Here is a 26,895-nt window from a genome sequence, read left to right on the forward strand (position 1 = left end):
CTGGTCCTCACTTGGCGCTATCGGCGCCCTTCGACGGCCTCTACAGCCGCTCAAATCCCCGTTTCACTTCCCAGTCGGTCACGACGCGGTTCTGTTCCTCTATCTCCCAATGCGCGGCGTGGACGTAGTGATCCACAACATCATCGCCGAAGGCGGCGCGGAGCATCTTCGACTTGTTCGCCAGCGCCGCTGCCTCGACCAGCGTATGCGGGATCTCGCGCACGCGCTTGGCGTTGTAGACGTCGCCGTCCACGGATTTCTCAAGCGCCAGCTTTTCCTCAATCCCGGCAAGGCCCGCGGCCAGAAGGGCGGCGCAGGCCATATAGGGGTTCAGGTCGGCGCCGCCGATGCGGCATTCGACGCGGATCGCCTTGGTGTTCTCACCGCAGACGCGGAAGCCCGCGGTGCGGTTGTCGAGGCTCCACACCGCCTTGGTGGGGGCGAACATGCCGACGACAAAGCGCTTGTAGCTGTTGATGTAGGGGGCGAGCATCAGGGTGAAGTCGCGCGCATAGGCAAGCTGCCCGGCGACGTAGTGCTTCATCAGGTCCGACATGCCATGCGGGTCCTTCTCGTCCCGGAAGGCGGGCTTGCTGCCTTGCCAGAGCGACTGGTGGACGTGGGACGAGGAGCCAGCCCTGCGGTGGTCGTATTTCGCCATGAAGGTTGCGGCATGGCCGTGCCGGAAGGCGATTTCCTTCACGCCGTTCTTGATGATCGCGTGCATGTCGCAGGTGTCGAGCGCGTCGGAATATTTCGCGTTGATCTCTTCCTGGCCGACCTCGGCCTCGCCCTTGGAATTCTCGATCGGGATGCCTGCGCCCCAAAGCCCGTTGCGGATCGCCCGCATCACGCCTTCTTCCTTGGTGGTGCCAAAGATCGCGTAGTCGATATTGTGGCGCCCCAGCGGCTTCAGGTCCTGAAAGTTGCGGTCGGTGATCGCGTCATAGCTGTCCTGAAACAGGAAGAATTCCAGTTCCGTCGCCATCATCGCGTCGAACCCCATCGCCTTGGCGCGGGCGATCTGGCGCTTGAGGATCGCGCGGGGGGAGACGGCGATCTCCTCATGCGTGTGATGGTCGAGAAGATCGGCAAGGCAAAGCGCGGTGCCTTCCAGCCACGGCACAAGGCGCAGCGTCGAAAGGTCCGGCTTCATGGTGTAGTCGCCATAGCCCTTTTCCCAGCCGGCGGATTTGTAGCCCGGCACCGTGAACATCTCCACATCCACGGCCAGAAGGTAGTTGCAGCAATGCGTTTCCTCCCAGGCGCTGTCGACGAAATGCTGCGCGACGAAGCGCTTGCCCATCAGGCGGCCCTGCATGTCGGGGAAGGCCACCAGGACGGTGTCGATCTCTCCGCTGGCCACGGCTTTCTTCAGCGCGTCGAAGGTCAGGTTTGCGGGCATTCTCGCCTCTCCTCGTTCGTCTGGCGGGGCCGGAATCGGCCCTCTTCCTGTTGGTTCGATATTTGATCAAATTCTGTCGGGAAGGGAAGGGGCGGCGAAAGTCCCGCCGCCCCGCTGGTCCTAGCTGTAGCGGTAGGGCTTGCCCGCCTTCACCATCGTGTCGTTGTAGTTCTTGAATATGTCGACGATCTTGGCCTTCAGCGGGCTTTCGGCGGCGATTTCATCCCAGAACTTGTGGGCTTCTTCCTCGACCTTGGCCCATTCGTCGTCGGGGATGGTGGTCGATTTCAGCTTCGTTTCATTGACGCGCAGGTTCGCCTCGCCGTTCCAGTACCAGTGCTGGCGGTGGTAGTGGGAGGAGTTGAAGCAGACCTCCATCAGCCGTTGCAGATGCGGCGGCACCTCATTCCAGCGGTCCATGTTGGCGAAGAAGTGGCCGATCCAGGCGCCGGAGATGTTGTTGGTCAGGAAATGCTCCGTCACGTTGGCCCAGCCGCTGGTATAGTCCTCGGTGATGCCGGACCAGGCGATGCCGTCCAGTTCGCCCGTTTGCAGTGCGACCTCGGCATCTTCCCAGGGCAGCGTCACCGGGATGACGCCAAAGCGCGACAGGAAGCGGCCTGCGGTCGGGAAGGTGAAGATGCGCAACCCGTTCAGGTCGGCGAGGGACGTGATCGGCTTGTGGGTTGCGAAGTTGCAGGGGTCCCAGGACCCGGCGGAGATATGGCGCACGCCGACCTTGGCATATTCTTCCTTCCAGATCTCATCCAGACCCCAGTGGTTGAACAGCGCAGGCACGTCGAGCGAATAGCGCAGGCCCAGGGGGAAGTAGCCGCCAAAGACCGTGACCTCGGTCGGCGAGGCCATGCTGTCGTCATCGGACTGCACCGCGTCGATGGTGCCTTTCTGCATGGCGCGGAACAGCTCACCCGTGGGGACAAGCTGATCGGCATAGAACAGCTCGATCTCCATCTGGCCGTCGGCGATCTGGTTGAAATCCTTGATGCACTGGTCGATCACCTCGACGCCAAGCGCGGGGCCGGCATAGGTCTGAAGCCGCCACTTGATCGGGGCGGACTGGGCAATCGCCGGTGCGGCGAGCGTCGCGGCGCCGACGGCGGCGCCGCTTGTCAGGAACTTCCGTCTTGTCGTGGTCATCTTCTTCTCCTTGCTGATGTGGTCCCTCTTGACGGGGCTTGTCGGGTTAACGGGCATAGACGTGTTCGGGCAGCCAGAGCGCGATCTGCGGGAAGGCGGTCACGATGATCAGCGCCAGGATCATCACGAAGACGAAGGGGATGATGGAGCGGTAGATGTCGATGATCGAGATCTCCGGCGGGGCCATCGCGCGCATCAGGAAGAGGTTGTAGCCGAAGGGTGGCGTCATGTAGGCGATCTGGCAGGTGATCGTGTAAAGGACACCATACCAGATCAGGTCGAAGCCAAGCGCCTTGACCAGCGGAACGTAAAGCGGCGCGACGATGACCAGCATCGCGGTGTCGTCAAGGAAGGTCCCCATGATCAGGTAGGAAAGCTGCATCAGGATCAGGATTTCCCAGGCCGACAGGCCGAGGCGGTCGACGAAAAAGCCCTCGATCGCCTTCACCGCGCCAAGCCCGTCAAAGACGGCGCCGAAGGCGAGCGCGGCCAGGATGATCCACATGAACATGCAGGAAATCGCCAGCGTCTCGCGCGTCGCGGTTTCGAACACCTGACGGGTGAAGCGACCCTTGATGACGGCCGCGAAGACCGAGGCGAGCGCGCCGACGACCGAGCTTTCCACAAGGCTCGTATAGCCCATGACGAAAGGCACCATCATCGACACGAAGATGATGACCGGCAGCAGGCCCGCGCGCAGCAGCCGCAGCTTTTCGGCGCGGCTGACCTGCGCCAGTTCCTCGGGCGACAGCACGGGGCCAAGCGACGGCGTGATCTTGCAGCGCAGCCAGATGTAGCCGATGAAAAGCGCGGCCATCATCAGGCCGGGAAAGACCCCCGCCAGCCAAAGCTGGCCGACCGGCTGGCGCGCGATCATCGCGTAAAGGACAAGGACGACCGAGGGCGGGACGAGGATGCCCAGCGACGATCCCGCCTGAATCACGCCCGTCACCATCAGCTTGTCGTAGTTGCGCCTGAGAAGCTCGGGCAGGGCGATGGTCGCGCCGATGGCCATGCCCGCGACCGAAAGCCCGTTCATCGCCGAAATCACGACCATCAGAAGGATCGTCCCGATGGCAAGGCCCCCCGGCACCGGCCCCATCCAGACGTGGAACATCCGGTAAAGATCGTCCGCCAAACGGCTTTCCGACAGCACATAGCCCATGAAGATGAACATCGGCAGCGTCAGCAGCGGATACCACTTCATCAGCTTCATCGCGGCGGCAAAGCCAAGGTCGGACCCGCCAACCCCCCAGAGAAAGACCGAAGCGGTGACGGCCACGAAACCGATAGCGCCAAAGACGCGCTGGCCGGTCATCATCATCAGCATCATCGTGCTGAACATCATGATCGCGATCATGTCATAGGACATGGGTCAAAGCTCCTCGCCGCGCAGTTTCGCCACGTCCTTGAAAAAGAACGCGATGGCCTGAAGCAGCATCAGGAAGATGCCGACACACATGATGATCTTGATCGGCGCGATATAGGGTCGCCACGCGGTCGGGCTGCGTTCGGCGTATTCGAGCGAGTAGATCGTGCTTTCGACCGCGCCGTAAAGCAGCACGCCGAGGTAGAAGAGCAGGGCAAAGACCGAAAAGGCGTCGAACCAGGCCTTTGTCCGGTCGGACCAGCGGTGGTAGAGCAGGTCCATCCTGACATTCGAGTCGAGTTGCAGGGAATACGGCCCGCCCAGCATGTAATAGGCGACCATGGTGAACTGCGCCATTTCCAGCGTCCAGATCGCGTTCTGGCGCAGGATGTTGCTGATCGAGGACCAGAGCAGGATGCCCATCAGCACGAACAGCAGATACATCGAAAACCGCCCGACCCGGTAGTTCAGGGCATCGACGAATCGTACATAGGCCTTGATCCAGTTCGGCATGTCAGGCGCTGGCCCCCTCGGTCTGGTCGTTGCGGATGGCGGCGAGTGCGGCGGAAAGGACGGGCGCCAACCCGTCGGCCATGGCGGTCTCTGCCACCGGGTCGGCGACAAGGTCGTTGCGCAGCTCCAGCATGGCGTGCGGCAGGTCGTAGGGCGTGGCGTGCAGGCGCAGCGTATGGGTGACCTCATCCGCCGCCGAATAGGGTTCGTTCAGGCGGCAATCGAGGCCGGTCCTTGCCTTCGCCTCGGCCAGGACGGCCCGCGCGAAGGTCGGGTCCGCGTCGTGGATGATGCCGAATTCGACATCGCGCGGGGTGCCGAACCAGACCGGAGTGAAGCTGTGGATGGTCACGATCACGGGCGGATTGCCCGCGGCGAGGCGGCGGGCGATTTCGCCGTGAAGCGTGGTGTGGAAGGGAAGGTAGATGCCCTCGGTCCGGCGCCAGTGCTCTGCCGGGGTCAGGTCGTGGTTGCCGGGGATGTCGTAATCCTCGCTCCGCTTCGCCATGGCGCCGGTGGAGGAGGGCGGGCGGTTCAGGTCGTAAATCAGCCGCGACACCCGCGCATGGACCAGCGGCGCGTCAAGGTTGCGCGCCAGCCGCCGCGCCACGCCCAGCGCGCCGGGGTCCCAGGCGATATGCGCCTGACGGTCGGCATCGGAAAGGCCAAGCGTGCCGAAGCCGGGCGGGAAGTGGTTCGAGGCATGTTCGCAGACAATCAGGAACGGACCGGGTGCCGCGCGGTTTTCGACCCCCACCACGTTCAGACGGTCTGATCCGCGCCCCGTCGCCATGACTGCATTGCCCCCGATTCCTGACCACAAGGCTCTCTTGCGCGCCCGCTTTGTGTCAAGATATTTTCTCAACGGAAATTTCTGTTACAATCGTTTCTGATGCGCGTGCCGGGAAGATGCGCACTCTGTTCGGAGTATCGCCAGTGTCGAAACCCGCCCCGACGGTCGAACAACATATCAAGGCGCATTTCGATGCCTTGACGCGGGCGGAGCGGCAGCTGGCCACCCATATCACCCGGAACTACCCGGTTGCGATGCTGGGCTCGATCACAGCCTTGGCAAAGGCTGCGGATGTGTCCACGCCCACGGTCGTGCGGCTGGCGCAAAAGCTTGGCTTCAAGGGCTACCCGGATTTTCAGGCCGTGGTCCGGTCAGAGGTGGAGGAACGCCTGATCTCCCCCCTCACCAAGCATGACCGCTGGGCGGAGGGGGTGCCGGATACCCATATCCTCAACCGTTTTGCCGATGCGGTCGTCGGCAACCTTCAGGCGACGCTGGGCCAGATCGACCATGCCGACTTTGACGCCATCGCGCGGCTGATGGCCGATCCGCAGCGCAAGCTTTTCGCGATGGGCGGTCGGATCACCCACGCGATGGCGGATTATTTCGTGACGCATATGAAGGTGATCCGACGCGACGTGACACTGATTTCGGATATGTCGAACGCCTGGCCGCCCGCGCTGATCGACATGCGGGAAGGCGACGTGATCCTGGCCTTCGACATCAGGCGGTATGAAAATAACGTGCTGTCCCTGGTGGAGATGGCCGCCGATCAGGGGGCGGAGGTCGTCCTGATGACCGACCAATGGGTCAGCCCCGCCGCCGAACGCGCGCGCTATCGTCTGTCGGCGCATATCGAGGTGCCGTCGGCCTGGGATTCGACCGTGGCGCTTCAGGTTCTGGTCGAAACGCTTCTGGCGGCGGTGCAGGCGCTGACATGGGAGGAAACGCAAACCCGGATGAAGCGGCTTGAGGATCTGTATGCCCGCGCCCGCTTTTTCCGCCGCTCGCGGTGATCAACGGCCCAGAAGTGCGGCGAAGGGGGGCGCGGTGCGGCCCTTCACCGGCTTCGTCACGATATAGGTGAAATAGCGCGCCAGCCCGATCCGGGCGTCCAGCATGGTGTCGATCAGGCGTTGATAGGCGTCGATGTCGCGCGTCACGATCTGCATCAGGTAATCGAACCCGCCGCCCAGCGCCCAGCAGGCGATGACCTCGTCATAGCGCCCGACCGCCTCTTCAAAGGCGCGAAAGCTGGCGGCGGTGTGGTCGGCCAGTTCGGCGGCGACGAAGACGGTGACATGGGGGCCAAGCTTCTTCAGGCCGATATCGGCGCGGTAGCCCTCGATCAGCCCGGCATCCTCAAGCTTTTTCAGCCGGTCCCAGCAGGGGGTCGGCGACAGGCCGATGCGGTCGGCCAGCGCCGCCTTGGTGATGCGGCCCTCGGTCGAAAGGACCCGCAGGATGGCTATGTCGCGGTCGTCAAGCTTCATCGGACCACCGTCGGCCCCATCGGCGCCTTGGTCAACAGTTCCGGCCCGTTCGCGCCCAGAAGCGCGGTGTTCGACACGAAGTAATCGCCGCGCCCGGTTTCGGTGAACCATGACAGCAGGTGGAAGGTCATTCCCTCACGCAATTCAAGGTCGCTGTCATGCCTGAGGCCGGTGACGGAGTTTCCGCCGGTCCAGGACGGCGCCATGCCAAGGCCGACGAGGTAGCCGCAGTGATGGCGGCGGTAGTGCGCCATCCCGGCATCGTCGACGACGGCCTGCCAGTCGGCATAGACCTCGCGCGCCTTGCGGCCGGGGCGCAGGCCGTTCAGGCTTGCCTCGAAGGCACGTTTGGAAATCTCGGCCATCGCAGCGTCCTCATCGCGGATCTGACCGATATGGATCAGCCGCCCCATTGGCGCGTGGTAGCGCGAGACGCAGCCCGCAAGTTCCAGCATCACCCGGCCACCCGCCTTGTAGGTGCCGTCGCCCCAGGTCGTGTGTTCCTCGGCGATGCGGTGTTCGGGGCGGATGAAGGGGCCGAAACCGGGCGGGTTCGATCCGGCGCGGATCATCGCGGCGGTGCATTCGGCGGCCACCTCGGCCTCGGCCGCGCCGTCATGGATCGCGGCGATGGCGGCCAGCGTGCCTGCGTCAGAGGCTTTGGCGGCGGCGCGCATCAGCGCCTGCTCCTCCTCCGATTTCACCAGCCGAAGGGTGTGGGTCAGGGTGGTGATGTCGGCCCAGTCCGCCAGGCCAAGGGCGCCGACAAGGTCCAGACCCGCGGCGAAGGTCAGGCCGGTGGAGGCGACCTCAAACCCCAATCGGCGGCCTTTCAGGGCGGCAAGCTCCCGCGCCAGATGGCTGGCGGGGGTGACGCTGTCGCTGTGGCCGGAGAAGCGGGCGTTGCGCACCTGGTTTTCGATCGTCACCCGCTCCATCGCCCTTGTCACCAGCACCATCTCGCCATCCGCCGGGACGATCAGGTGATGCGGCGCGAAATAGCCCCAGTGGTCGAGGCCGGTCAGATAGAAGACGCTTTCGGGGGCGGAAAGCACCGCGATGTCGATGTCGCGCGCCGCCATTTCGGCGCGAACGGCGGCGGCGCGGCGGGAGAGTTCGTTATCGGAAAAAGGGTTCCTGAACATCTGTCATGCCCGAATGATCGTCCCCGCGTTGCCGAACCGGGCGCGGACATGGGTTGCGATGGCGGTGTCCTGAACGCCGGTGCCGGTCAGGTCGCAGATGGTGATGGCGTCGGGCGATGTGCGGCCCGGCTTTGCGCCGATGATGACCTCGCCCAGTTCGGCGGGGGTGCCTTTGGTCCAGAGGCCCGAGGCCAGCGCTGCCTCAAGCTCTCCCGACACCTCGCACTGGCTGACGCGGTCGCAGATATAGGCGTCGGCGGCCATCAGCGCGGCAGGCTCGATTTCAGTCTTGCCGGTCTGGTCGGACCCCATGGCGGTGATGTGCAGGCCGGGATGCAGCCAGTCGGCCTTCAGGACCGGGGTGCGGGCGGGGGTGGTGGTCACGACCAACTGGCTTTCGGCGACCAGCGCGGCGGGGTCGGCTGTGGCCTCGGCGGTGATCCCAAGCGCGCGGGCCAGATCGGCGGCGCAGGCGCGGGCCTTGTCCATGTCGCGGCCATGGACGAGGACGCGGGCGAAGGGGCGGACCAGATGCGCCGCCTGCATTTGCAGCCGGGCCTGCACGCCGGTGCCGATCACGCCCGCAGTTTCGACATGTGCGGGCGCGAGTTGGCGGGCGGCGACGGCCCCGGCGGCGGCGGTGCGGATGTCGGTCAGATAGCCGTTGTCGAGGAACAGCGCCTCAACCAGCCCGGTCTTCGCGGAGAAGAGGATCATCAAGCCATTCAGGCTTGGCAGGCCCAGCTTCGGGTTGTCGAAAAAGCCGGGGCTGACCTTGATCGCGAAACCGTCGAAGCCGGGAATATAGGCGGTCTTGACGTCGACCTCGCCATTGGCCGCGTGCAGGTCCATGGACAGGATCGGCGGCATCACGACGCCGCCTTTGGCCAATGCCGCGAAGGCCTGTTCGATGATGCCGATGGTGGTCAGGTCAAGGCCGACCGCCGCGCGCAGTTCCGCCTCGGTCACGATCTGGATGTCATGCGCCATAGCATCTGCCCTTCACCGTCAGGTCGCCGATCGTCACGTCTTCCCCCGCCATGATCTTCGTGAAAAGCCCCATGTCGAGGTTGCGCCCGGTGACGATGGTTCCCGTGGGTCCCTCCACCCTGACCTTGCCGGACAGGATGGCGGCAAGGCCGACGACCGAGGCGCCCTCGGCCACGATCCGGTCCTCGAAATACAGCACCTGCATGGCGTGGCGGATCTCTTCCTCGGTCACCAGAACGGTCGCGTCCAGATGGTCGCGGCAAAGCGGGAAGGAGAGGCGGTTTTCCAGCCCGATCCCGCCGCCCAGACTGTCGGCGAGAGAGGCGACTTCCGGTACCTCCACCGGCTTTCCGGCGATGAGAGAGGCATGCATTGCCGCGCCCCGGTCCATGGTGATGCCGATGACGCGGATCGCGGGGTTGATCGCCTTGGCCGCGACCGCGACCCCGGCCGCCAGCCCGCCGCCCGACAGCGGCACCAGAAGCGTGGTCAGGTCTGGCCGCGCCTCAAGCATCTCCACCCCGATGGTGCCTTGACCGGCGATTACCTTCGGGTCGTCGAAGGGTGAGATTTCCACCAGCCCCTCGGCGTCGCAAAGCCGCTGGCTTTCGTGCATCGCTTCATCCTGGCTGGTGCCGACGATGCGCACATCGGCGCCCAGCGCGCGGATGCCGTCGACCTTGGCCTGCGGGACAAGGCGTGACATGCAGATCACCGCCTTCATGCCGCGCTGCCCGGCCGCATAGGCCACGCCCCGCCCATGGTTGCCGGTGGAACAGCAGGTCACACCCCCGACAGTTGCGGGCAGCGTCATCACCGCGTTCACCGCGCCGCGCAGCTTGAAGGCGCCGACCGGCTGCATGTTTTCCAGTTTCAGCAGAAAATCCTGCCCTGCGGTCCTGGTCATGAAGGGCGAGGGGACGAAGGGCGTGGCATCCGCCACACCCCGGATGACCCGCCGGGCGGCGAGTATGTCGGCCAGCGAAAATGCCATCTCAGTCCGCGTCCTTGACCGCCGACAGGAACTGTTTTGTCCGGTCGCGCTGCGGGTTGCCGAACAGCTCGTCCGGGGGGCCTTGCTCCTCGATCTTGCCGCCGAAGAAGAAGCAGACCCGGTCGGAGATGTCGCGGGCGAAGCCCATCTGGTGGGTGACCATCAGCATGGTCAGGTTGTGTTCCGTCACGAGCTTGCGGATGACATTCGTCACCTCGCCGATCACCTCGGGGTCAAGCGCGGATGTCACCTCATCGAACAGCATCACCTTGGGGCGCATGGCCAGCGCACGGGCGATGGCGACGCGCTGCTGCTGACCGCCGGAGAGGCGCGAGGGGTGTTGGTCCTTCTTGTCGATCATGCCGACCATGGTCAGCAGTTCCTCTGACCGCGCCCGCGCCTCCGCCTTCGACAGGCCGAGGACCTGCACCGGCCCCTCCATGCAGTTCTGAAGCGCGGTCATGTGCGGGAAAAGGTTGAAGTGCTGGAAGCACATGCCGATGGATGCGCGCATCCTGCGCAGGTATTTCTCATCGGCAGGCACAAGGGTGCCGTTCTTCGGCATATGGGTCAGCGGTTTTCCGTCCACATAGATGACGCCGCCATTGATCGTCTCAAGCGTCATAAGCATCCGCAGCACGGTCGTCTTGCCAGAGCCGGACGGGCCGATGACCGATACCATCTCCCCTTCCGAAATGTCGAGGTTCAGCTGGTCCAGCACCACAAGCTTGCCGTAGCTCTTGGTCACGTTCATGAACCGCACCATCGGGCGGTCGCCTTCGGGCAGTTCCAGCGGGTAGGCAGACATATCCATCGTTCAAAGCCCCAGTTTGCGGCGCACCCAGCCTTCGAACAGCCGGATCAGGCCGGCGGTGGGCAGCGAAATGGCAAGGAAGATCACACCCACCAGTGTGTAGGGTTCAAGGAAGCGGTAGCTTTCCGACCCGATGGCATTGGCGGTGTGCATAAGCTCGGCAACCCCGATCACCGACAGCATCGGCGTGTCCTTGAAGATACCGACAAGGTAGTTTCCCATCCCGGCGATAGACGGCGGCAGGGCCTGCGGGATGATGATGCGCAGATAGGTGTCGCGGGTCGACATGTTGATGGCGCGGCAGGCCTCCCACTGGCCTTTCGGAACGGCCTCGATCCCGGCGCGGTACACCTCGGACAGGTAGGCCGAATAATGCAGGCCGATGGCGATCATGCCCGAGGTCCAGGGCGACAGGCGGATGCCGAATTGCGGGCCGACATAGAAGACGAAGAAGATTTGCAGGACGAGCGGGGTGGAGCGGATGAACTCCACGAATTCCCTTACCGCGACGGTCAGCCCCCGCCACCCCGTGCGCTGCGCCAGCGCAAGGATGAGGCCCAGCACAAGCGCGATGGCATAGCCCGCACCGGCGGCGATCAGCGTGTTGAGCGTGGCCGCGAGGAGACGCGGCAGGATGTCCCAGGTGAAGTCCCAGCGCCAGTTGAAGCTCATGCCTTGCCAAGCCTCCGCGCCATGGCCCGTTCCATCCGCCGCATGAAGGGGGTGATGAAGAACCGGGCGAGGATGTAGTAGATCACCAGCGCGATACCGAAGGACTGCGCCGAGAGGAAGGTGGAGGCGTTGATCTGCTTGGCCTGGAACATCAGGTCCGCGACCGAGATCAGCGAAACCAGCGCGGTCCCCTTCAGAAGCTCGATCAGCAGGTTGCCCCAGGGCGGCAGCATGATGCCGATTGCCTGCGGCAGGATGATCCGGCGCATCCGTTTGGCGGGCGACATGGACAGGGCATAGGCCGCTTCCCACTGCCCCTTCGGTACCGACTGGATCGCGCCGCGCACCAGTTCCGCGCCGTAGGAGCCGACGTTCAGCCCGACCGAGACGAAACCCGCGACGAATTTCGGCAGCGTGATACCGAAGAGCGGCAGCACGAAGAAGATCCAGTAGAGCTGAACCAGAAGCGAGGTGCCGCGAAAGATCTCAATGTACACAACTGAGGTGCCGCGGATCAGCCAGTTCTGCGACAGCTTGCCAAGCCCGGCGAGAAGCGCGACGACGATGGCGATAAGGGCGGCAAGAACGAACTGGGCGCAGGTGATCGCGGTGCCGCTGGCCAGCCGCGCGCCATAAATCTGCATATACTCCCAGATCGACATCGGCCGCCCCTTCCCCGTCAGGATGACAAGGGGCGGATCGCACCGCCCCTTTCATGATCAGCGATTGGCGCAGACCCAATCAGTCGTCTTGTCGCCCGGAAGGGTGGTTTCGTCGTAGCCGTAGTCCTTCACCGCCGCCATCATCTCGGCCGAGCCGAGATAGTCCTTCTGCGCGGCGTTGAACGTGTCGAGGAAGTCCTGATCCTCCTTGCGGAAGCCGACACCGGCCCAGTTCATCGTGTCCTCGGGCATCGCGCCGGGGTCGGTGACATCGACCGTGCCATCAGAGCTTGCGGCAAGCTGCTTCATGGTGAAGTAGGTGCCTGCGCCCGCATCGGCACGCCCGGCCTTGACGGCGGCAAGGATTTCGGTCGGGCCGGGGACCTGCATGATGTCGGCTTCCGGGACGCCGGCGGCCTTGGCCTGTTCCACGTTGGAATAGCCTGCGCCGGTCACCATGACGGCGCCCGCATCCTTGATGGTGACGTAGTTCTCAAGCCCCTTGGGATTGCCTGCGGCAACGATGAAGGCGTCGCCGATCCTGGCCATCGGGTCAGAAAAGGCGATGTTCTCGCAGCGCGATTTCAGGATGTTCATACCGCCGGTGATGATGTCGAAGCGCCCCGCCTGAAGGCCGGGGATCAGCCCGCCCCAATCGGTCTGGACCGGCTCGATATTCGTGTAGCCCATCTTCGCCAGCACGCCGAGAACCTCGGCGTTGACGAAGCCCTTCGGGCTGCCGTCGTCGCCCGGATAGGCGAAGGGGATTTCGTTGGCAAAGCCGATGCGGATCGTCTCACCCGCATTGATGCGGTCCATCAGCGGACCGGCAAAGGCCGCAACCGTGGTGGCGCCAAGTGCGACACTGGCAAGAAGGGTCGTCAGTAGGTGCTTTTTCATCCTGTGCTCCCGTGCTGGATGTCTTCGGATTCGGGCCGAAGCTCGTGGTGTTGTACACATCATTGTTCGGCGGGCGTTTGTGTCAAGAAATTTGTTGTCGAATGCGCCCTGAAATGCGCATCTATCTTGCCAAGGGTCAGGCCCGGCCATACCGTTGTGTACAAATCAACCCGATTCACATGAGGTTCATCATGGGTTTGCAACATGCCCCCTTCGGCGCCGCCGAATATGCGCGCCGAATCGCGAAGACGCGGGCGGCGATGGAAAAGGCGGGGCTTGACGCGGTCTTCGTCACCGATCCGTCGAACCAGGCCTGGCTGACCGGCTATGACGGCTGGTCCTTCTATGTGCATCAGGGCGTGATCCTGACCAAGGATGGCGATCCGCATTGGTGGGGGCGCTACATGGACAGCCTTGGCGCGCTGCGCACCTGCTGGATGGAGGGCGCGACGATCCACGGCTATGCCGACAACTACGTCCAGTCCACCGTTCGTCATCCGATGCAGGACCTTGCCCGCATCCTGCGCGAGCTTGGGCTGGAAAAGGCGCGGATCGGGGTGGAGATGGAGAACTACTACTACTCCGCCAAGGCCCATGCGGTGCTGACCGCCGAACTGCCAAACGCGACGTTCGCCGACGCGACCGCGCTGGTGAACTGGCAGCGGCTGGTCAAGTCGGAAGATGAGATCGCGTTCATCCGCAAGGCTGCGAAAATTTCGGAAAAGGTGGTGCGAACGGCGATCGAGAAATCGGCGCCGGGTGTGCGCAAGAATGACCTTGTGGCCGAGATCTTTCATGCCGGGATCACCGGGGTGGGCGACGACTGGGGCGATTATCCGGCCATCGTGCCGCTGACGCCCTCGGGCCTTGACGCGACCGCCGCGCACCTGACCTGGAACGGCGCACCGATGAAGGCGGGGGAGGCGACGTTCTTCGAGCTTTCCGGCTGCTACCGCCGCTACCACGCGCCGCTCTGCCGGACCGTCTTCCTTGGCAAGCCGCCGCAAGAGATGCTTGAGGCCGAGAAGGCCCAGATCGAGGGGATCGAAGCGGGGCTTGAAGCGGCGCGCGCGGGCAATCGCACCGCCGACGTCTGCAACGCCTTTCTCGATGTGTTGAAGAAATACGGCCTGAAGCGCGAGGGGCGCATGGGCTATCCCATCGGCCTGTCCTATCCGCCCGACTGGGGCGAGCGCACGGCATCATTCCGCACCGAGGATGAAACCGTTCTGGAACCCGGCATGACCTTCCATTTCATGCCCGCGCTCTGGATGGAAAGCTGGGGGCTTGAAACGACCGAAACGATCCTCATCAAGGAAACCGGGGCGGCAGAGCCGCTTTGCAACATGGACCGCAAGCTTTTCGTGAAGGACTGAGGAAGGTGCAGCACGCGCTTGACGATACCAAGGCGCTTCTGCGCCACCTGATCGCCTTTCCGACGGTATCGACGGACAGCAATCTGGCGATGATCGAATTCCTCGCCGACCGGCTGGAAGGCGTGGGCGCGAAGGTCGAGGTGCATGCCGACCCGAGCGGGACGAAGGCCAATCTCTTCGCCACGCTCGGGCCGGAGGTCGATGGCGGCATCCTTCTGTCGGGCCATTCCGACGTGGTGCCGGTCGCCGATCAGGACTGGACCACCGATCCGTTCGAGATGGTGGAGCGGGACGGGCGGCTTTACGGGCGTGGCACCTGCGACATGAAGGGCTTCATCGCCGCCGCCGTGGCGATGGCACCCTTCTACGCCGAGAAGGTGAAGGACCGGCCGATCCACTTCGCCTTCACCCATGATGAGGAAACCGGCTGCCTTGGCGCGCAGGCGCTGGCGCAGGTTCTGCGCGCGCAAGGGGTGCGCCCCGGCGTGGCGATCATCGGCGAACCGACCCTGATGCGGATCATCGAGGGGCACAAGGGCTGCTACGAATACACCACCCATTTCACCGGGCTTGAGGGCCATGGCTCTGGCCCCGACCGGGGGGTGAATGCGGTCGAATACGCGGTGCGTTATGTCGGCCGGTTGCTTGAGCTGAAGGAACAGCTCAAGGCGCGCGCCCCGGCGCAGGGGCGGTTCGATCCGCCCTGGACCACGATCAACACCGGCGCGCTGGTCGGCGGGGTGGCCCATAACGTCATCCCCGGCAAGGCGCGGGTGGACTGGGAAATGCGCCCGGTCCAGGCGGGGGACGCGGATTTCGTGAAGGACGACCTGCACCACTACTGCACCCATACGCTGCTGCCCGCCATGCGCGCCGTGATGCCCGAGGCCGACATCGTCACCGAGGTGATCGGCGAGGTCGACGGGCTGATCCCGGCCGATGAGAACGAGGCGCGCGACATCGTCGCCGAACTGACCGGGGCCAATGGCGCCGATACCGTCGCCTTCGGGACCGAGGCCGGGATCTTTCAGGCGCTGGGCATGTCGGCGGTGGTCTGCGGGCCGGGCTCGATCGAGCAGGCGCACAAGCCCGACGAATACCTTGCGCTTGACCAGCTTGAAGAATGCCTTGTGATGCTGGAACGTCTGGGCGCGAAACTCGGGGCATGAGGATGTGATGCAGATCGCCGCACCAACCGGACGCACGGCCGAGCCGCTGTTCTGGCGCGCGGCGCCCTTCATCTTCCTCATCCTCTGGTCCGGCGGCTATGCCTTTGCCAAGCTCGGCCTGTCCTATGTGGAGCCGATGACGATGCTGGCGCTGCGCTACGGGCTTGCCGTGCTGGCGCTGCTGCCGCTCCTCCTCCTGCGCCGCCCGCGCTGGCCGCAGGGCGGGCGGCATTGGGGGGCGGTCATGGTGACTGGGTTCCTGATCCAGTGTGTCTATTTCGGGATGGCCTATCTTGCCATGAAGCGCGGGATGAACGCCGGGACCACGGCGATCATCATGGCGTTGCAGCCGATCCTGGTCGCGGTGTTCGCGCCCTTTATCTCCGCCGCGCGGGGCAGCCCGGCGCTGTGGTTCGGGCTGGCGCTGGGCTTTGCCGGGGTCGTCCTCGTGATCCTGTCGGAAGGCTCGCTTGGGCCAAGCCCCTGGGTCGCCGTCTTCCTCGCCCTTTGCTCGCTGGGCGGCATCACCTCGGCCACGCTGTTCGAGAAATGGCACGGGATGCGGACCGATCCGGTCACCGGCGGCATCGTGCAATACGCCGTCGGCTTCGCGGTCCTTCTGCCGGTGGCCGCGATGACCGAGACGATGGTCATCGACTGGACCCCCGGCTTCGCCGTCTCCATCGCCTATCTCGTGATCGCGAATTCGATCATCTCGATCAGCCTCTTCATCGCGCTGGTGCAGCGCGGCGACGCGACGCGCATTTCGGCGATGATGTACCTGGTCCCGCCGCTGGCCATGGTCGCCGCCTGGCTGATCCTGGGTGAGACGATCACCCCGCTAGCCTTGCTGGGTTTTGCGCTTTCGGCCGCGGGCGTCTACATCGTCGGCAAGAAGACAGCGTCAGGATGATCCGCCGATGAATGTCGTCACCCCGGAAATCAGCCCCAGCGCCCGCGACCGGTTCGAGAGGATGCATGCCGTGATCCGCACCCGGATCTGCCTTCTCGACTACGCGCCCGGCACGCGGCTGTCGGAAGAGGCGCTGGCGGCGGAGTTCGGGGTCAGCCGCACGCCCTTGCGCCGGGTCCTTGCCCGGCTGGAAAGCGAGGGGCTGCTGCAATCGGTCCATGGCGTCGGCACCTTCGTGACCGACGTGGACATCGCGGAGCTGGCGCAGACCTATCAGCTGCGGTTCGAGCTTGCCGAACTGACCGGGCGGCTGGGCGCCGTGGCCCCGGATGAGGCGCTCTGGGCCGACTTCCGCGCGCTGTCCGCCCGGTCGAAGGAAATCGTCCGCGCGCCGGAGCCGAAGCGCTTTGCCGAGCTGAACATGGATTTCTTCATGGCGCTGCAACGGCTGACGGATAACGAGCCGCTGAAGGACATCTGCGAAAAGCTCTATTTCCGCACCACCCGTATCTGGCTGAAATCCGTCTTCGAATCAAAGATCGACCTTGCCGATGAGGCCGACATCTTCGACCGCGAGATCCACGACATCCTGCGCGCACTGGAAATCGGCGACCTGCACGCCGCCGCCCACATCCAGCGCGCCCATATCTCGATGAGCTTCGCGCGCATGCAGAACGGGTTCAAGACGCGCCCGTGAGTACGGTCCAGCGGCGCGAAGGCCGCGTTCCGTCCGACATTTCCGAAGGATTACAGTGGTGAGCCGTGCAGGATTCGAACCTGCGACCCACTGATTAAAAGTCAGTTGCTCTACCAACTGAGCTAACGGCCCATCACAGGGCGCCTCTTTATGAACCTCGCTCATGGCGGTCAAGAGCAAAAGCGGGCCGGTCTGGCAAAATCCCCGGACGGGGCGTATATGCCGCCCCATGAAAGACGCGCGCGCCCCTGCTGGCCTGGCCTTCGTGAAGATGCACGGGGCGGGCAATGACTTCGTGATCCTCGATTCACGGGGGCGGGATCGTGTGACCACTCCGGCGCTTGCCGCGGCCCTCGGTGATCGCCATCGCGGCGTGGGTTTCGACCAGCTGGCCGAGATCCTCGATGCGGAGGGCGCCGATTACGCGCTCGAGTTCTGGAATTCGGACGGGTCGCGCGCGGGGGCCTGTGGCAATGCCTCGCGCTGTGTGGCCGATCGCGTCATGCAGGGGCTGGGCCGCGACCGGGTCAGCTTCGTGACCGAACGCGGCACGCTGGCCGCGCTGCGCCGCCCCGACGGGCTTGTCAGCGTCAACATGGGCGATCCGATCCTCGACTGGCAGGGCGTGCCTCTGGCTGAAGGGGCAGACCTCCTGCACCTGCCGATTGCGGGCGATCCCGCCGCCGTCGGCATGGGCAACCCGCATTGCGTCTTCTTCGTCGCGGATGCCGAGGCGGTGGACCTGCCGCGCGAGGGTGGCGTGATGGAGCATCACCCCCTCTTCCCCAAGGCAACCAATGTCGAATACGCCACGCTGACCGGCCCCGACCGGCTGCGGATGCGGGTCTGGGAACGCGGCACCGGCATCACGCTCGCCTGCGGGTCCGGCGCCTGCGCCACGGCCGTCGCGGCCCATCTGCGCGGGCTGACCGGGCGGCGCGTGACGCTTGATCTTGACGGCGGGACGCTTGAGATCGACTGGCGCGAGGATGGCGTCTGGATGACCGGGCCGACGACCCATGTCTTTGACGGCACCCTCACCCCCGCCTTCCTCGCCGCCCATCCATGAAACCGCCGGTCTTCTCCACCCTCGGCTGCCGTCTCAACGCCTATGAGACGGAGGCGATGAAGGAACTCGCCACGGCTGCCGGGTTGGACGGCGCCGTCGTGGTCAACACCTGCGCCGTCACGGCCGAGGCGGTGCGCAAGGCCAAGCAGGAGATCCGCCGTCTCGCCCGCGACAATCCCGGCGCGGCGGTGATCGTCACCGGCTGCGCCGCCCAGACCGAACCGGCGACCTTCGCCGCCATGCCCGAGGTCACCCGCGTCATCGGCAATAGCGAAAAGATGCAGGCCGAGACCTGGAGGACGCTGACCGCCCCCGACCTGATCGGCGAGACGGAGCGCGTGATGGTCGATGACATCATGTCGGTGACCGAGACCGCCGGGCATCTCATCGACGGCTTCGGCCGCCACCGCGCCTATGTGCAGGTCCAGAACGGTTGCGACCACCGCTGCACCTTCTGCATTATCCCCTTCGGGCGCGGCAATTCCCGCTCCGTCCCCGCCGGCGTTGTGGTGGAACAGATCAAGCGGCTGGTGGGCAAGGGCTTTCATGAGGTCGTGCTGACCGGGGTCGACCTGACCTCATGGGGTGCCGACCTGCCCGGCGGGCCGCGCCTCGGCGATCTGGTGATGCGCATCCTGAGGCTGGTCCCGGACCTCGCCCGGCTTCGCATCTCCTCGATCGATTCGATCGAGGCGGATGAAAACCTGATGCAGGCCATCGCGACCGAACCGCGCCTGATGCCGCATCTGCATCTCAGCCTTCAGGCGGGCGACGACATGATCCTGAAGCGGATGAAGCGCCGCCACCTGCGCGACGACGCGATCCGCTTTTGTGAGGATGCGCGGCGCCTGCGCCCCGATATCGTCTTCGGCGCCGACATCATCGCCGGTTTCCCGACCGAGACGGAGGCTATGTTCGACAACTCGCTGAAGCTGGTCGAGGAGTGCGGGTTGACCTTCCTCCACGTCTTCCCCTTCAGTCCGCGCCAGGGAACCCCCGCCGCCCGGATGCCGCAGGTCAGGGGACCGGCGATCCGCGAACGCGCCGCCCGGCTCAGGGCGGCGGGCGATGCCGCGCTTGCGCGCCACCTCGATGCGCAGCGCGGGCAAACCCACCGCGTCCTCACCGAAGGTCCGCGCCTTGGCCGGACCGAACAGTTCACCGAAGTGGCCTTCGCCGAGGACCGCCCCCAAGGCAGCCTTCTGACCGTGACCATCCGCGGTCATGACGGCATCCGGCTGACTGCCTAAAGCGTTTCGGGTTTCCGTTGAGAAAGTAAGTGTCAGAATTCGAAAGAAATAAGTTCGAATTCTGATTCAGTGTAAACCCGAAATGCTATAGACTTCTTCGTTGTCAAAATACTCTCGGGGGGTCGCGGGGGGCAGACGGCCCCCCGCTCCTCGCGTCAGGCTGCCAGCGCCGCGCGAGTCTTGGCGATCGCCAGGGCGGCAGCCGCCGCCTCGCGTCCCTTCAGCACGAAATGCTCGCGGAAGAACGCGCCATGGGCCTCCGTCTCCTGGTAGTAATGGGGCGTCAGGACGACCGACAGCACAGGCACGTCGGTCTCCATCTGCGCCCGCATCAGCCCCTCCACCACGGTCGCGGCGACGAAGTCGTGGCGGTAGATGCCGCCATCGACGACAAAGGCCGCGCCGACGACCGCGTCGAACCGGCCGGTGCGGGCAAGATCGCGGGCCAGCAGCGGTATCTCGAAGGCGCCGGGAACGTCGAAGACCTCGACGGCGGCGTGGTTGCCGATCTCCTCGCGGAAGCCGTCCAAGGCGCGGTCCACGATATCGGCATGCCAGTTGGCCTTGATGAAGGCGTAACGGGTGGGTGTCATTCGGTGATCTCCTTTGCTCAAGTGACACGTCACCCAAGGCGATCACGGACAGGGCCGCCCGCCCCGATGGGGCGCATTGCGGACCTGTACGTTCTCTTTCATCCGGACTGTGACCGTCGGCCCCGGCATCGCACCGGATCTGCTGACCCCACGCTTTCGCGAGGGCGCTCGCGGGCTCGGGGCGCGCGCGCGCGTATTGGCCCCATACCGCCGGTGGGGAATTCCGCCCCGCCCTGAGAACGCGGGCAGGATGGCAGGGGGCGGGGTCTTGCGCAAGGGCCCGCGGCCCGGCGAGTGGCGCAAAGATTGTGCCGGTGACAAAGGCGGGGATGACAAACCCGCGCCGACAGGGGCAGATACGGGGGGGAAGGAGACCGTTTCGATGCACCCGAACCCCGTCTATCGCCGGATACCGGAAGAAGATGTCCTTGCCTTCGCGCGGGGGCGTGGCTTCGGCCTTCTCCTTGTCAACGGGCCACAGGGGCCGCTTGCCGCGCATGTCCCCTTCACGCTCACGCCCGACGGCAAGGTGGCAGAGATGCACCTGGTGCGGTCGAACGCGATCGTCCGGGCCTTGGGTGATGGTCTGCCCGCGCTGCTCGCCGTGTCGGGGCCGGATGGCTATATCTCGCCCGACTGGTACGGGATCGACGATCAGGTGCCGACCTGGAACTATATCGCCGCCCATCTGCGCGGCACCCTCGAACCGCTGCCCGACACCGCGCTTCGCGGCCAGCTCGACCGCCTGTCCGAGGTGTTCGAGGCGCGGCTTGAGCCGAAGACGCCCTGGACGGCCGACAAGATGCCCGCCGAGGTGCTGTCCCGCATGATGCGGTCGATCTGCGCCGTGCGGCTGACGATCGCCTCGGTCGACGGGACCTGGAAGCTGACCCAGAACAAGCCCGCGGCCGCGCGCCTTGCTGCCGCCGGGCGGTTGACAGCCGACACGCCGGGGCAGGAGACTGCGGCACTTGCCGCGCTGATGCGCGATCCGCCCGCCTGACTTCACGCCCCCCTTCAGAGGTCCCAGATGCTTCGTCTCTACACATCCCCCACCACGCCCTTCGGCCGCAAGGCGATGGTCCTGATCCTCGAAGCCGGTCTGGCCGATCAGGTGGAAATCGCGCAGGCCACCGGCAGTCCGCTCGATTCCTCGAAGATGCCGCTGTCGCAGAACCCGCTGGGCAAGATCCCGGCGCTGGAACGTGGCGACGGGCCTGCCGTCTATGACAGCCGCGTCATCTGCCGCTATCTGGATGATCGGGCCGGAGCCGGTCTTTACCCGCCCGCGCCGCGCCTGTGGGAGACGCTGACCCTTGAGGCAACCGCCGACGGCATGATCGAGGCGGCGATCCTGATGCTTTATGAAGACCGCTTGCGGCCTGAAGAGAAGCGCTTCGACGGTTGGGTGGAGGGGCAATGGGCCAAGATCGCCCGCGCGCTCGACACGCTTGAGGGGCGCTGGATGTCGCATCTGAACGGGCCGCTGGACATGGGCCAGATCGCCATCGGGGTGGCGCTGTCCTACCTCGATTTCCGTTTCGACGCGCGCGGCTGGCGTGAAGGGCGGCCGGAGCTTGCCCGCTGGCACGAAGCTTTCGCGGCGCGTGAGAGCATGGTGGCGACGGTGCCGCAGGGGTAGGGCGTCAGAGGCTTAGGAATACGACCTGCCGTTCGCCGGGGTGCTAGCCCTTTCGGGTCCCGAAAGGCCCTTTGGGGAGAGGTCAACACCTTGTCTGCGCCCGTAGCGCGGGGGCGGCGCTTCATGAAAACCCGGAGGTCGGCAGTATGGCCTTTACGGTCATTGTTGGGGGCTGGTAGGCGGGTGTCGAATTCACCGGAACCGCCGAGGAGCAACGCCGATGACAATAACCGGATCTTGCGAATGCAATGCTGTGACGTATTCGATCACGGAGAGTTCCGTCTATGTCTACGCCTGCCACTGCCTTAACTGCCAGACACGAAGCGGTAGCGCATTTGCCGAACATGCGATGGTATCGGATTCATCTTTCACATTCGAAGGGGGCACCACGGGATATAAGCGTTCAGAAAATGGCATTGAATTTGAGGAAGTATTTTGTGCGATCTGCCATACCCGTATCTTCAATCGGAACAGTCTGCTTCCCGATATGATTTTCCTTCGAGCAGGTACCCTCGCAGGCAGTCAGACCCTAGACCCGATCGCGCATATATGGATCAGCCGCAAACAGGCCTGGATCGCCCTTCCCAAGGGCATCCCGGTCTTTGCCGAATCTCCAACGCCGGAAGAGTTCGGTGCGGCAATTCATGCGGCTGAACAGCGAGGACAAGGTTAAAGGTAAGAAGTCCGGCACTGCCGCCTTTCAGACTGCCGTCACACGACACCATATCCACGCCAGAAAAAAGCATCTTCGTCGCCGATCCGAAGCCGGTCCCCGTGCTTTCACGGGGGGGAACGTCCGAAAAGGACAACTCCGGCACCGCTCGACATGACCGCCCTGGGGCGCCATGCCTCAGGTCAATCGCGCCTCACTCCGCCTGGCAATGCGGCGTCGGGCAAAGGTCGAGTGCGAAGCACAGCCGGTTCTCTCCGCCGCGCCGGGAATAGGACAGCTCGCGCGTCAGTCGGCCGATGATATGCCAGCCCCAGCCGCCTTCCTTCAGCGCCCCGTCGGGGCCAAAGACACTGGTCCCGCCGCCTTCGGTTGTGGGCAGGAGCGCGGGCAGCGGCGTTCCGTAATCGCACACCTCACAGCTCAGCATCTGCGGATTGGCGGCCACCGACAGGCCGATCTCCCCCGCGCCGCCGCCGCGATAGGCGTGTTCGACGATGTTGTTCAGCACCTCGGCCAGCACGATCTCAAGCGTGCCAAGCGTCGGCGCGCAGATCCGCCCGCGAAGGCCGCCGGTGATCTCTTCCAGCGCGGTACGAACGGCCGGGGCCGTGGCGGGAAAACGCAGCCGCAGGTCGAAGGGGAAGAGCCCCGGATCGTGTCCGCCGCAGGGCGGTTCAGACGGTATCGGCATTGGCGGCGTCCGGGGCGGTGGGCAGGATGCGGAACACCTCGTTCATGCGGGTCAGCTTGAAGACACGCTCCACATTCGGGGTCAGGTTGGCAAGCTCCAGCTCCCGCGCCGGGGCAAGGAACTTCAGCACCCAGACGATGGCGCCAAGGCCCGAACTGTCGATGAATCGCACCTTGCCAAGATCCAGCGTCACCCGCCCCGCCGCGGTCCCGGCAAGTTCGCGCATCGCGTCCTTGAACTGGATCGCCACGGCGGCGTCGATCCGGTCCTCCTCCACCCGGACCAGCAGGGTGTCCCTCGTGCGTGTCGATTGAAGTTCCATGGCGCTCCGTCCCTCGTGATCCCGGAAACGCTAGACGACAAAGCTTACTATTCGGTATGCCGGTTTCAGACCGCCGAGATGGAGGATGGATATGGCTGAGGATGTGGTGATCGCGGGCGCCGCGCGGACGGCGATGGGCGGGTTTCAGGGCGTCTTCGCCGGAACCGACGCCGCGACGCTTGGTGGGGCCGCCATCGCGGCGGCGCTGGCCGATGCCGGGGCGCGGCCCGATCAGGTCGAGGAGTTGCTGATGGGCTGTGTCCTGCCCGCCGGTCAGGGCCAGGCGCCCGCGCGGCAGGCGGGGTTCCGGGCGGGCCTGCCCGAAGGGGTTCCGGCCACGACACTGAACAAGATGTGCGGCTCGGGCATGAAGGCGGCGATGGTGGCCTTCGACCAGATCGCGCTTGGTCAGACCGGGATCATGGTCGCGGGCGGGATGGAAAGCATGACCAATGCGCCCTACCTTCTGCCGAAGATGCGGGGCGGCGCGCGGCTTGGCCATGCGCAGGTCATCGACCACATGTTCCTCGACGGGCTTGAGGATGCCTATGACAAGGGCCGCCTGATGGGAACCTTCGCCGAGGATTGCGCAAGCGCGTTCCAGTTCACCCGCGCGGCGCAGGACGACTATGCGCTCGCCTCCCTCTCCCGCGCGCTTGAGGCGCAGGCATCGGGCGCCTTCGACGGCGAAATCGCGCCGGTCACACTCACGACCCGCAAGGGTGAGGTCACCGTCACCGCCGACGAACAGCCCGCCACCGCCCGGCCCGAAAAGATCCCGACGCTGAAGCCTGCCTTCCGCAAGGACGGCACGGTGACGGCTGCCAATTCCTCCTCGATCTCGGATGGCGCCGCCGCGCTGATCCTCGCCTCTGCCCGCGCTGCCGATGCGGCGGGGCTGAAAACCCGCGCCCGCATCCTTGGCCATGCGAGCCATGCGCAGGCCCCGGCCGATTTCCCCACCGCGCCGGTGCCGGCCGCGCGCAAACTTCTCGACCGGCTCGGCTGGGACCATGCTTCGGTCGATCTCTGGGAGGTGAATGAGGCGTTTGCGGTGGTTCCGATGGCCTTCATGCGGGAAATGGGCCTCGACCATGCCCGCGTGAACGTCAATGGCGGCGCCTGCGCGCTGGGCCATCCCATCGGTGCCTCGGGCGCGCGGATCGTCGTCACGCTGCTGAATGCACTGGAAAAGCGCGGGCTGAAACGCGGGGTCGCGGCGATCTGCATCGGTGGCGGTGAAGGCACGGCCATCGCCATCGAACGGGCCTGACTTCTTCGTTGTCCAAATACTCCCAGGGGGTGCGGGGGCAGGATGCCCCCGCCCGGTTGCCAAAGGACCCGCCATGCAGGCCGATTACGCCACGCTGTCCCGCACCATCGCCAGCCTGACCGAGGGCGAAAGCGATATCGTCGCCCTCATGGCCACGGTCGCCTGTGAGGTTCACCATGCCGACGACCGCTTTGACTGGACCGGCTTTTACCGCGTGACAGGGCCGGAAATGCTCAAGATCGGCCCCTATCAGGGCGGTCACGGATGCCTCGTCATTCCCTTCTCGCGCGGTGTCTGCGGTGCCGCCGCCCGGACCGGGGCGATCCAGATCGTCCCGGATGTCGAGGCGTTCCCCGGCCATATCGCCTGCGCCTCTTCCACAAGGTCCGAGATCGTGCTGCCGGTCTTTGGCAAGGACGGGCGGCTGATCGGGGTCTTCGACATCGACAGCGACAGGCCGGACGCCTTCACCGAAGCCGATGGCGCGGCGCTGGCCGCGATTCTCGCCTCTGTCTTCGGGCGGCTCTGATGGGGCGCGGGCACAAGGGCGGCTGTCTTTGCGGCGGGGTGTCCTTCGTGGTCGAAGGGCCGCTTGATGACGTCATCGCATGCCATTGCAGCCAGTGCCGACGGTGGAGCGGGCATGTCTGGGCGGGCAGTTTCGCGCCCAAGGCCGGGTTCCGGCTGCTTTGGGACACGACGCTTTGCTGGTATCGTTCCTCCCCCGGTGTCGAACGGGGGTTCTGTTCCGATTGCGGTGCCTCGCTTTTCTGGCGGCCCGAGGCGGGGGCGGAGATGTCCATCGCCGCCGGGGCGCTCAATGCACCGACGGGTCTCAGGCTGGCGGAACATTGGCACCGCGCGGATGCGGGCGATTACTACAGCCCCGAAGGCCCTCCGCCCGCCCCGTCGGCCCCTCCGCCCGCGAAGCTTTCCTGCGCCTGTCTCTGCGGCGCGTGCCGTTTCGACATGCCCGGCCCGGCGGGGCCGATCACCGCCTGCCACTGCCACCAGTGCCGGGTGCTTTCAGGGCATTATTCCGCCTCGATAGACACGGATGAAAGCCGTCTGACCTGGCACAGGCGCGCCACGCTGAGAGAGTTCGAGACGCCCGGCAAAGGCCGTCGCGGTTTCTGTTCGGCCTGCGGGTCGGGCCTTTGGTTCCGCTCCGCCGCAGGGGAGTTCTCGGTCGAGGCGGGCTGTGTCACCGGGGCGACCGGGGGGCGTCTGGTTGAGCATATTTTCGTCGCCTCGAAAGGCGACTACTACGACATCGACGATGGTCTGCCGCAGGCGGGCCGCTGGTAAGGGGGAAAGACATGGCAGACATCACGCTTCTCGACGGTGGCATGGGGCAGGAGCTTGTGGCGCGCTCCGGCGACGCGCCGACGCCCTTGTGGTCCACGCAGGTGATGATCGACCATCCCGGCCTCGTCCGGCAGGTGCATGAGGACTATTTCAACGCCGGTGCCACGGTGGCCACGACGAACACCTATGCCATCCATCACGACCGGCTGGCGAAGTTCGACATCGACGACCGTTTCAACGCGCTGCACATGCAGGCGCTGGCCGAAGCCGCCGCCGCGCGGGCCGCGCACGGGGCGGGGCGCATTGCCGGATCGCTGGGGCCGCTCGTCGCCTCCTACCGGCCGGAGACGCATCCGCCGCATGACGAATCCGTGTCTAAATATGCCGAAATCGCCCGTCTTCTTGCGCCTGTGGTTGATCTTTTCCTGGCCGAGACGGTGGCCTCGCTCGCCCATGCGCGGGCGGTTCTTGAGGGCGCGCTTCTCGGCGGCAAGCCGGTCTGGCTGTCGGTGACGGTCGATGATGAGGACGGGTCGCGCCTGCGGTCGGGCGAGGCGGTGGCAGACCTCGGCCCCATCGTCGCGGGCAAGGCGGGGGCGGTTCTGGCCAACTGCTCCGCGCCCGAGGCGATGGCGGCGGCGCTGTCGGTTCTGGGGACCTTCGGCCTTCCCTACGGGGCCTATGCCAACGGGTTCCAGCAGATCACCAAGGAGTTCCTGAAGGACAATCCGACCGTGGACAGCCTGCATACCCGCCCGGAAATGACCCCCGAACGCTATGCCGATTTCGCGCTGCAATGGGTCGGCATGGGTGCCACCATCGTCGGCGGCTGCTGCGAGACGACCCCCGCCCATATCGCCGAGATCGCCCGGCGGCTGACGGCGGCGGGACACCGGATCGTGTGAAAAAGGGCCGTAGGAAGGGCATAGGGTTCGCGTCGGGGACGTGTAGGGTTTTTGTAGCTACATGCGGGGGGCGTTCCCGCCCGGGCGCGGGTGGCGGGCAGAATGC

30 protein-coding genes, 1 tRNA gene and 1 riboswitch are annotated in these 26,895 nt (G+C 65.2%); of the genes, 14 read left to right on the forward strand and 17 right to left on the reverse strand.

Annotated elements, in window-relative coordinates:
* Positions 1–40: 40 nt before the first annotated feature.
* The 5 genes from LX70_RS15870 to LX70_RS15890 all read right to left on the reverse strand — a co-directional run bounded on the left by LX70_RS15870 (position 41) and on the right by LX70_RS15890 (position 5,238).
* The gene (locus LX70_RS15870; protein WP_105515786.1) at positions 41–1,405 is read right to left on the reverse strand and encodes a glutamine synthetase family protein; all 1,365 of its coding nucleotides are present in this window, start codon (positions 1,403–1,405) and stop codon (positions 41–43) included.
* A 120-nt stretch (positions 1,406–1,525) separates the two neighbouring features.
* Positions 1,526–2,563: a TRAP transporter substrate-binding protein gene (locus LX70_RS15875; protein ID WP_105515887.1), complete on the reverse strand. Its 1,038-nt coding sequence runs from the start codon at positions 2,561–2,563 to the stop codon at positions 1,526–1,528.
* Positions 2,564–2,609: 46 nt separating this feature from the next.
* Positions 2,610–3,935: a TRAP transporter large permease gene (locus LX70_RS15880; RefSeq protein WP_105515787.1), complete on the reverse strand. Its 1,326-nt coding sequence runs from the start codon at positions 3,933–3,935 to the stop codon at positions 2,610–2,612.
* 3 nt (positions 3,936–3,938) lie between these two features.
* Positions 3,939–4,445 (reverse strand): TRAP transporter small permease subunit, encoded by a 507-nt coding sequence (locus LX70_RS15885; protein ID WP_105515788.1) that lies wholly within the window; start codon positions 4,443–4,445, stop codon positions 3,939–3,941.
* A gap of 1 nt (position 4,446) precedes the next feature.
* Positions 4,447–5,238 carry an N-formylglutamate amidohydrolase gene (locus tag LX70_RS15890; protein ID WP_105515789.1) on the reverse strand — a complete coding sequence of 264 codons (792 nt, stop codon included), beginning with the start codon at positions 5,236–5,238 and terminating at the stop codon, positions 4,447–4,449.
* A gap of 143 nt (positions 5,239–5,381) precedes the next feature.
* On the opposite strand from LX70_RS15890, the gene LX70_RS15895 reads away from it, so the two are divergent.
* Positions 5,382–6,254 (forward strand): MurR/RpiR family transcriptional regulator, encoded by an 873-nt coding sequence (locus tag LX70_RS15895; RefSeq protein ID WP_245885108.1) that lies wholly within the window; start codon positions 5,382–5,384, stop codon positions 6,252–6,254.
* Here LX70_RS15895 and LX70_RS15900 read toward each other — a convergent pair whose 3' ends face one another.
* The 8 genes from LX70_RS15900 to ehuB are packed head-to-tail and all read right to left on the reverse strand — an operon-like array spanning position 6,255 to position 12,908.
* Entirely contained in the window at positions 6,255–6,731 is a 477-nt protein-coding gene (locus LX70_RS15900) for an Lrp/AsnC family transcriptional regulator (RefSeq protein WP_105515791.1), read from the reverse strand. It lies immediately after the preceding gene.
* Positions 6,728–7,876, reverse strand: coding sequence for a M24 family metallopeptidase (locus LX70_RS15905; RefSeq protein WP_105515792.1), 1,149 nt, complete (start codon positions 7,874–7,876; stop codon positions 6,728–6,730). The genes LX70_RS15900 and LX70_RS15905 overlap by 4 nt, the downstream gene beginning before the upstream one ends.
* Positions 7,877–7,879: 3 nt before the next feature.
* The gene (locus tag LX70_RS15910; RefSeq protein ID WP_105515793.1) at positions 7,880–8,866 is read right to left on the reverse strand and encodes a cyclodeaminase; all 987 of its coding nucleotides are present in this window, start codon (positions 8,864–8,866) and stop codon (positions 7,880–7,882) included.
* Positions 8,856–9,860, reverse strand: coding sequence for a hydroxyectoine utilization dehydratase EutB (gene eutB / locus LX70_RS15915; RefSeq protein WP_105515794.1), 1,005 nt, complete (start codon positions 9,858–9,860; stop codon positions 8,856–8,858). The genes LX70_RS15910 and eutB overlap by 11 nt, the downstream gene beginning before the upstream one ends.
* 1 nt (position 9,861) lies before the next feature.
* Entirely contained in the window at positions 9,862–10,668 is an 807-nt protein-coding gene (gene ehuA / locus LX70_RS15920) for an ectoine/hydroxyectoine ABC transporter ATP-binding protein EhuA (protein ID WP_281260462.1), read from the reverse strand.
* A 9-nt stretch (positions 10,669–10,677) separates the two neighbouring features.
* Positions 10,678–11,346 (reverse strand): ectoine/hydroxyectoine ABC transporter permease subunit EhuD, encoded by a 669-nt coding sequence (gene ehuD / locus LX70_RS15925; RefSeq protein WP_105515796.1) that lies wholly within the window; start codon positions 11,344–11,346, stop codon positions 10,678–10,680.
* A complete protein-coding gene (gene ehuC, locus LX70_RS15930) occupies positions 11,343–12,008 on the reverse strand; it encodes an ectoine/hydroxyectoine ABC transporter permease subunit EhuC (RefSeq protein WP_105515797.1) in 666 nt (221 codons plus the stop codon). The genes ehuD and ehuC overlap by 4 nt, the downstream gene beginning before the upstream one ends.
* Before the next feature lie 57 nt (positions 12,009–12,065).
* The gene (gene ehuB, locus LX70_RS15935) at positions 12,066–12,908 is read right to left on the reverse strand and encodes an ectoine/hydroxyectoine ABC transporter substrate-binding protein EhuB (protein WP_105515798.1); all 843 of its coding nucleotides are present in this window, start codon (positions 12,906–12,908) and stop codon (positions 12,066–12,068) included.
* A 191-nt stretch (positions 12,909–13,099) separates the two neighbouring features.
* On the opposite strand from ehuB, the gene LX70_RS15940 reads away from it, so the two are divergent.
* The 4 genes from LX70_RS15940 to LX70_RS15955 are packed head-to-tail and all read left to right on the forward strand — an operon-like array spanning position 13,100 to position 17,063.
* A complete protein-coding gene (locus LX70_RS15940; protein ID WP_105515888.1) occupies positions 13,100–14,284 on the forward strand; it encodes a M24 family metallopeptidase in 1,185 nt (394 codons plus the stop codon).
* 5 nt (positions 14,285–14,289) lie between these two features.
* The gene (gene argE, locus LX70_RS15945) at positions 14,290–15,453 is read left to right on the forward strand and encodes an acetylornithine deacetylase (protein WP_105515799.1); all 1,164 of its coding nucleotides are present in this window, start codon (positions 14,290–14,292) and stop codon (positions 15,451–15,453) included.
* Positions 15,454–15,460: 7 nt separating this feature from the next.
* On the forward strand, positions 15,461–16,366 hold the full coding sequence (locus tag LX70_RS15950) for a DMT family transporter (RefSeq protein WP_105515800.1): 906 nt from the start codon (positions 15,461–15,463) through the stop codon (positions 16,364–16,366).
* A gap of 7 nt (positions 16,367–16,373) precedes the next feature.
* Complete coding sequence (locus tag LX70_RS15955) at positions 16,374–17,063, forward strand: GntR family transcriptional regulator (protein ID WP_105515801.1); 690 nt, start codon at positions 16,374–16,376, stop codon at positions 17,061–17,063.
* 56 nt (positions 17,064–17,119) lie between these two features.
* On the opposite strand, the gene LX70_RS15960 is transcribed toward LX70_RS15955, so the two are convergent.
* Positions 17,120–17,195 (reverse strand) — tRNA-Lys (locus LX70_RS15960).
* A gap of 97 nt (positions 17,196–17,292) precedes the next feature.
* Between LX70_RS15960 and dapF the strand changes: the two genes are divergently transcribed.
* Entirely contained in the window at positions 17,293–18,132 is an 840-nt protein-coding gene (gene dapF, locus LX70_RS15965) for a diaminopimelate epimerase (RefSeq protein ID WP_105515802.1), read from the forward strand.
* Complete coding sequence (mtaB, locus tag LX70_RS15970) at positions 18,129–19,382, forward strand: tRNA (N(6)-L-threonylcarbamoyladenosine(37)-C(2))-methylthiotransferase MtaB (RefSeq protein ID WP_105515803.1); 1,254 nt, start codon at positions 18,129–18,131, stop codon at positions 19,380–19,382. The genes dapF and mtaB overlap by 4 nt, the downstream gene beginning before the upstream one ends.
* 155 nt (positions 19,383–19,537) lie before the next feature.
* On the opposite strand, the gene LX70_RS15975 is transcribed toward mtaB, so the two are convergent.
* Positions 19,538–19,975 carry a 6,7-dimethyl-8-ribityllumazine synthase gene (locus tag LX70_RS15975; RefSeq protein WP_105515804.1) on the reverse strand — a complete coding sequence of 146 codons (438 nt, stop codon included), beginning with the start codon at positions 19,973–19,975 and terminating at the stop codon, positions 19,538–19,540.
* 86 nt (positions 19,976–20,061) lie between these two features.
* Positions 20,062–20,220, reverse strand: a riboswitch (FMN riboswitch).
* Between the two features lie 137 nt (positions 20,221–20,357).
* Between LX70_RS15975 and LX70_RS15980 the strand changes: the two genes are divergently transcribed.
* The 3 genes from LX70_RS15980 (at position 20,358) to LX70_RS15990 (ending at position 22,290) form a co-directional block, all read left to right on the forward strand.
* Positions 20,358–20,978 carry an FMN-binding negative transcriptional regulator gene (locus tag LX70_RS15980; RefSeq protein WP_105515889.1) on the forward strand — a complete coding sequence of 207 codons (621 nt, stop codon included), beginning with the start codon at positions 20,358–20,360 and terminating at the stop codon, positions 20,976–20,978.
* 27 nt (positions 20,979–21,005) lie between these two features.
* Positions 21,006–21,617 (forward strand): glutathione S-transferase family protein, encoded by a 612-nt coding sequence (locus LX70_RS15985; RefSeq protein WP_105515805.1) that lies wholly within the window; start codon positions 21,006–21,008, stop codon positions 21,615–21,617.
* Between the two features lie 220 nt (positions 21,618–21,837).
* A complete protein-coding gene (locus LX70_RS15990) occupies positions 21,838–22,290 on the forward strand; it encodes a GFA family protein (protein WP_105515806.1) in 453 nt (150 codons plus the stop codon).
* Positions 22,291–22,483: 193 nt separating this feature from the next.
* On the opposite strand, the gene LX70_RS15995 is transcribed toward LX70_RS15990, so the two are convergent.
* Together LX70_RS15995 and LX70_RS16000 are read right to left on the reverse strand one after the other, a co-directional pair.
* Positions 22,484–22,981, reverse strand: coding sequence for an ATP-binding protein (locus tag LX70_RS15995; RefSeq protein ID WP_105515807.1), 498 nt, complete (start codon positions 22,979–22,981; stop codon positions 22,484–22,486).
* Positions 22,965–23,303 carry an STAS domain-containing protein gene (locus LX70_RS16000; RefSeq protein ID WP_105515808.1) on the reverse strand — a complete coding sequence of 113 codons (339 nt, stop codon included), beginning with the start codon at positions 23,301–23,303 and terminating at the stop codon, positions 22,965–22,967. The genes LX70_RS15995 and LX70_RS16000 overlap by 17 nt, the downstream gene beginning before the upstream one ends.
* A gap of 91 nt (positions 23,304–23,394) precedes the next feature.
* Between LX70_RS16000 and LX70_RS16005 the strand changes: the two genes are divergently transcribed.
* The 4 genes from LX70_RS16005 to LX70_RS16020 all read left to right on the forward strand — a co-directional run bounded on the left by LX70_RS16005 (position 23,395) and on the right by LX70_RS16020 (position 26,789).
* Entirely contained in the window at positions 23,395–24,576 is a 1,182-nt protein-coding gene (locus LX70_RS16005; RefSeq protein ID WP_105515890.1) for an acetyl-CoA C-acyltransferase, read from the forward strand.
* 73 nt (positions 24,577–24,649) lie between these two features.
* Positions 24,650–25,105, forward strand: coding sequence for a GAF domain-containing protein (locus LX70_RS16010; protein WP_105515809.1), 456 nt, complete (start codon positions 24,650–24,652; stop codon positions 25,103–25,105).
* Positions 25,105–25,884, forward strand: coding sequence for a GFA family protein (locus LX70_RS20800; protein WP_170076227.1), 780 nt, complete (start codon positions 25,105–25,107; stop codon positions 25,882–25,884). The genes LX70_RS16010 and LX70_RS20800 overlap by 1 nt, the downstream gene beginning before the upstream one ends.
* Positions 25,885–25,895: 11 nt before the next feature.
* Positions 25,896–26,789, forward strand: coding sequence for a homocysteine S-methyltransferase family protein (locus LX70_RS16020; RefSeq protein WP_105515810.1), 894 nt, complete (start codon positions 25,896–25,898; stop codon positions 26,787–26,789).
* Positions 26,790–26,895: the final 106 nt, after the last annotated feature.

Origin of the sequence: Albidovulum denitrificans, from assembly GCF_002973535.1 — a bacterium.
GTDB lineage: Bacteria > Pseudomonadota > Alphaproteobacteria > Rhodobacterales > Rhodobacteraceae > Albidovulum > Albidovulum denitrificans.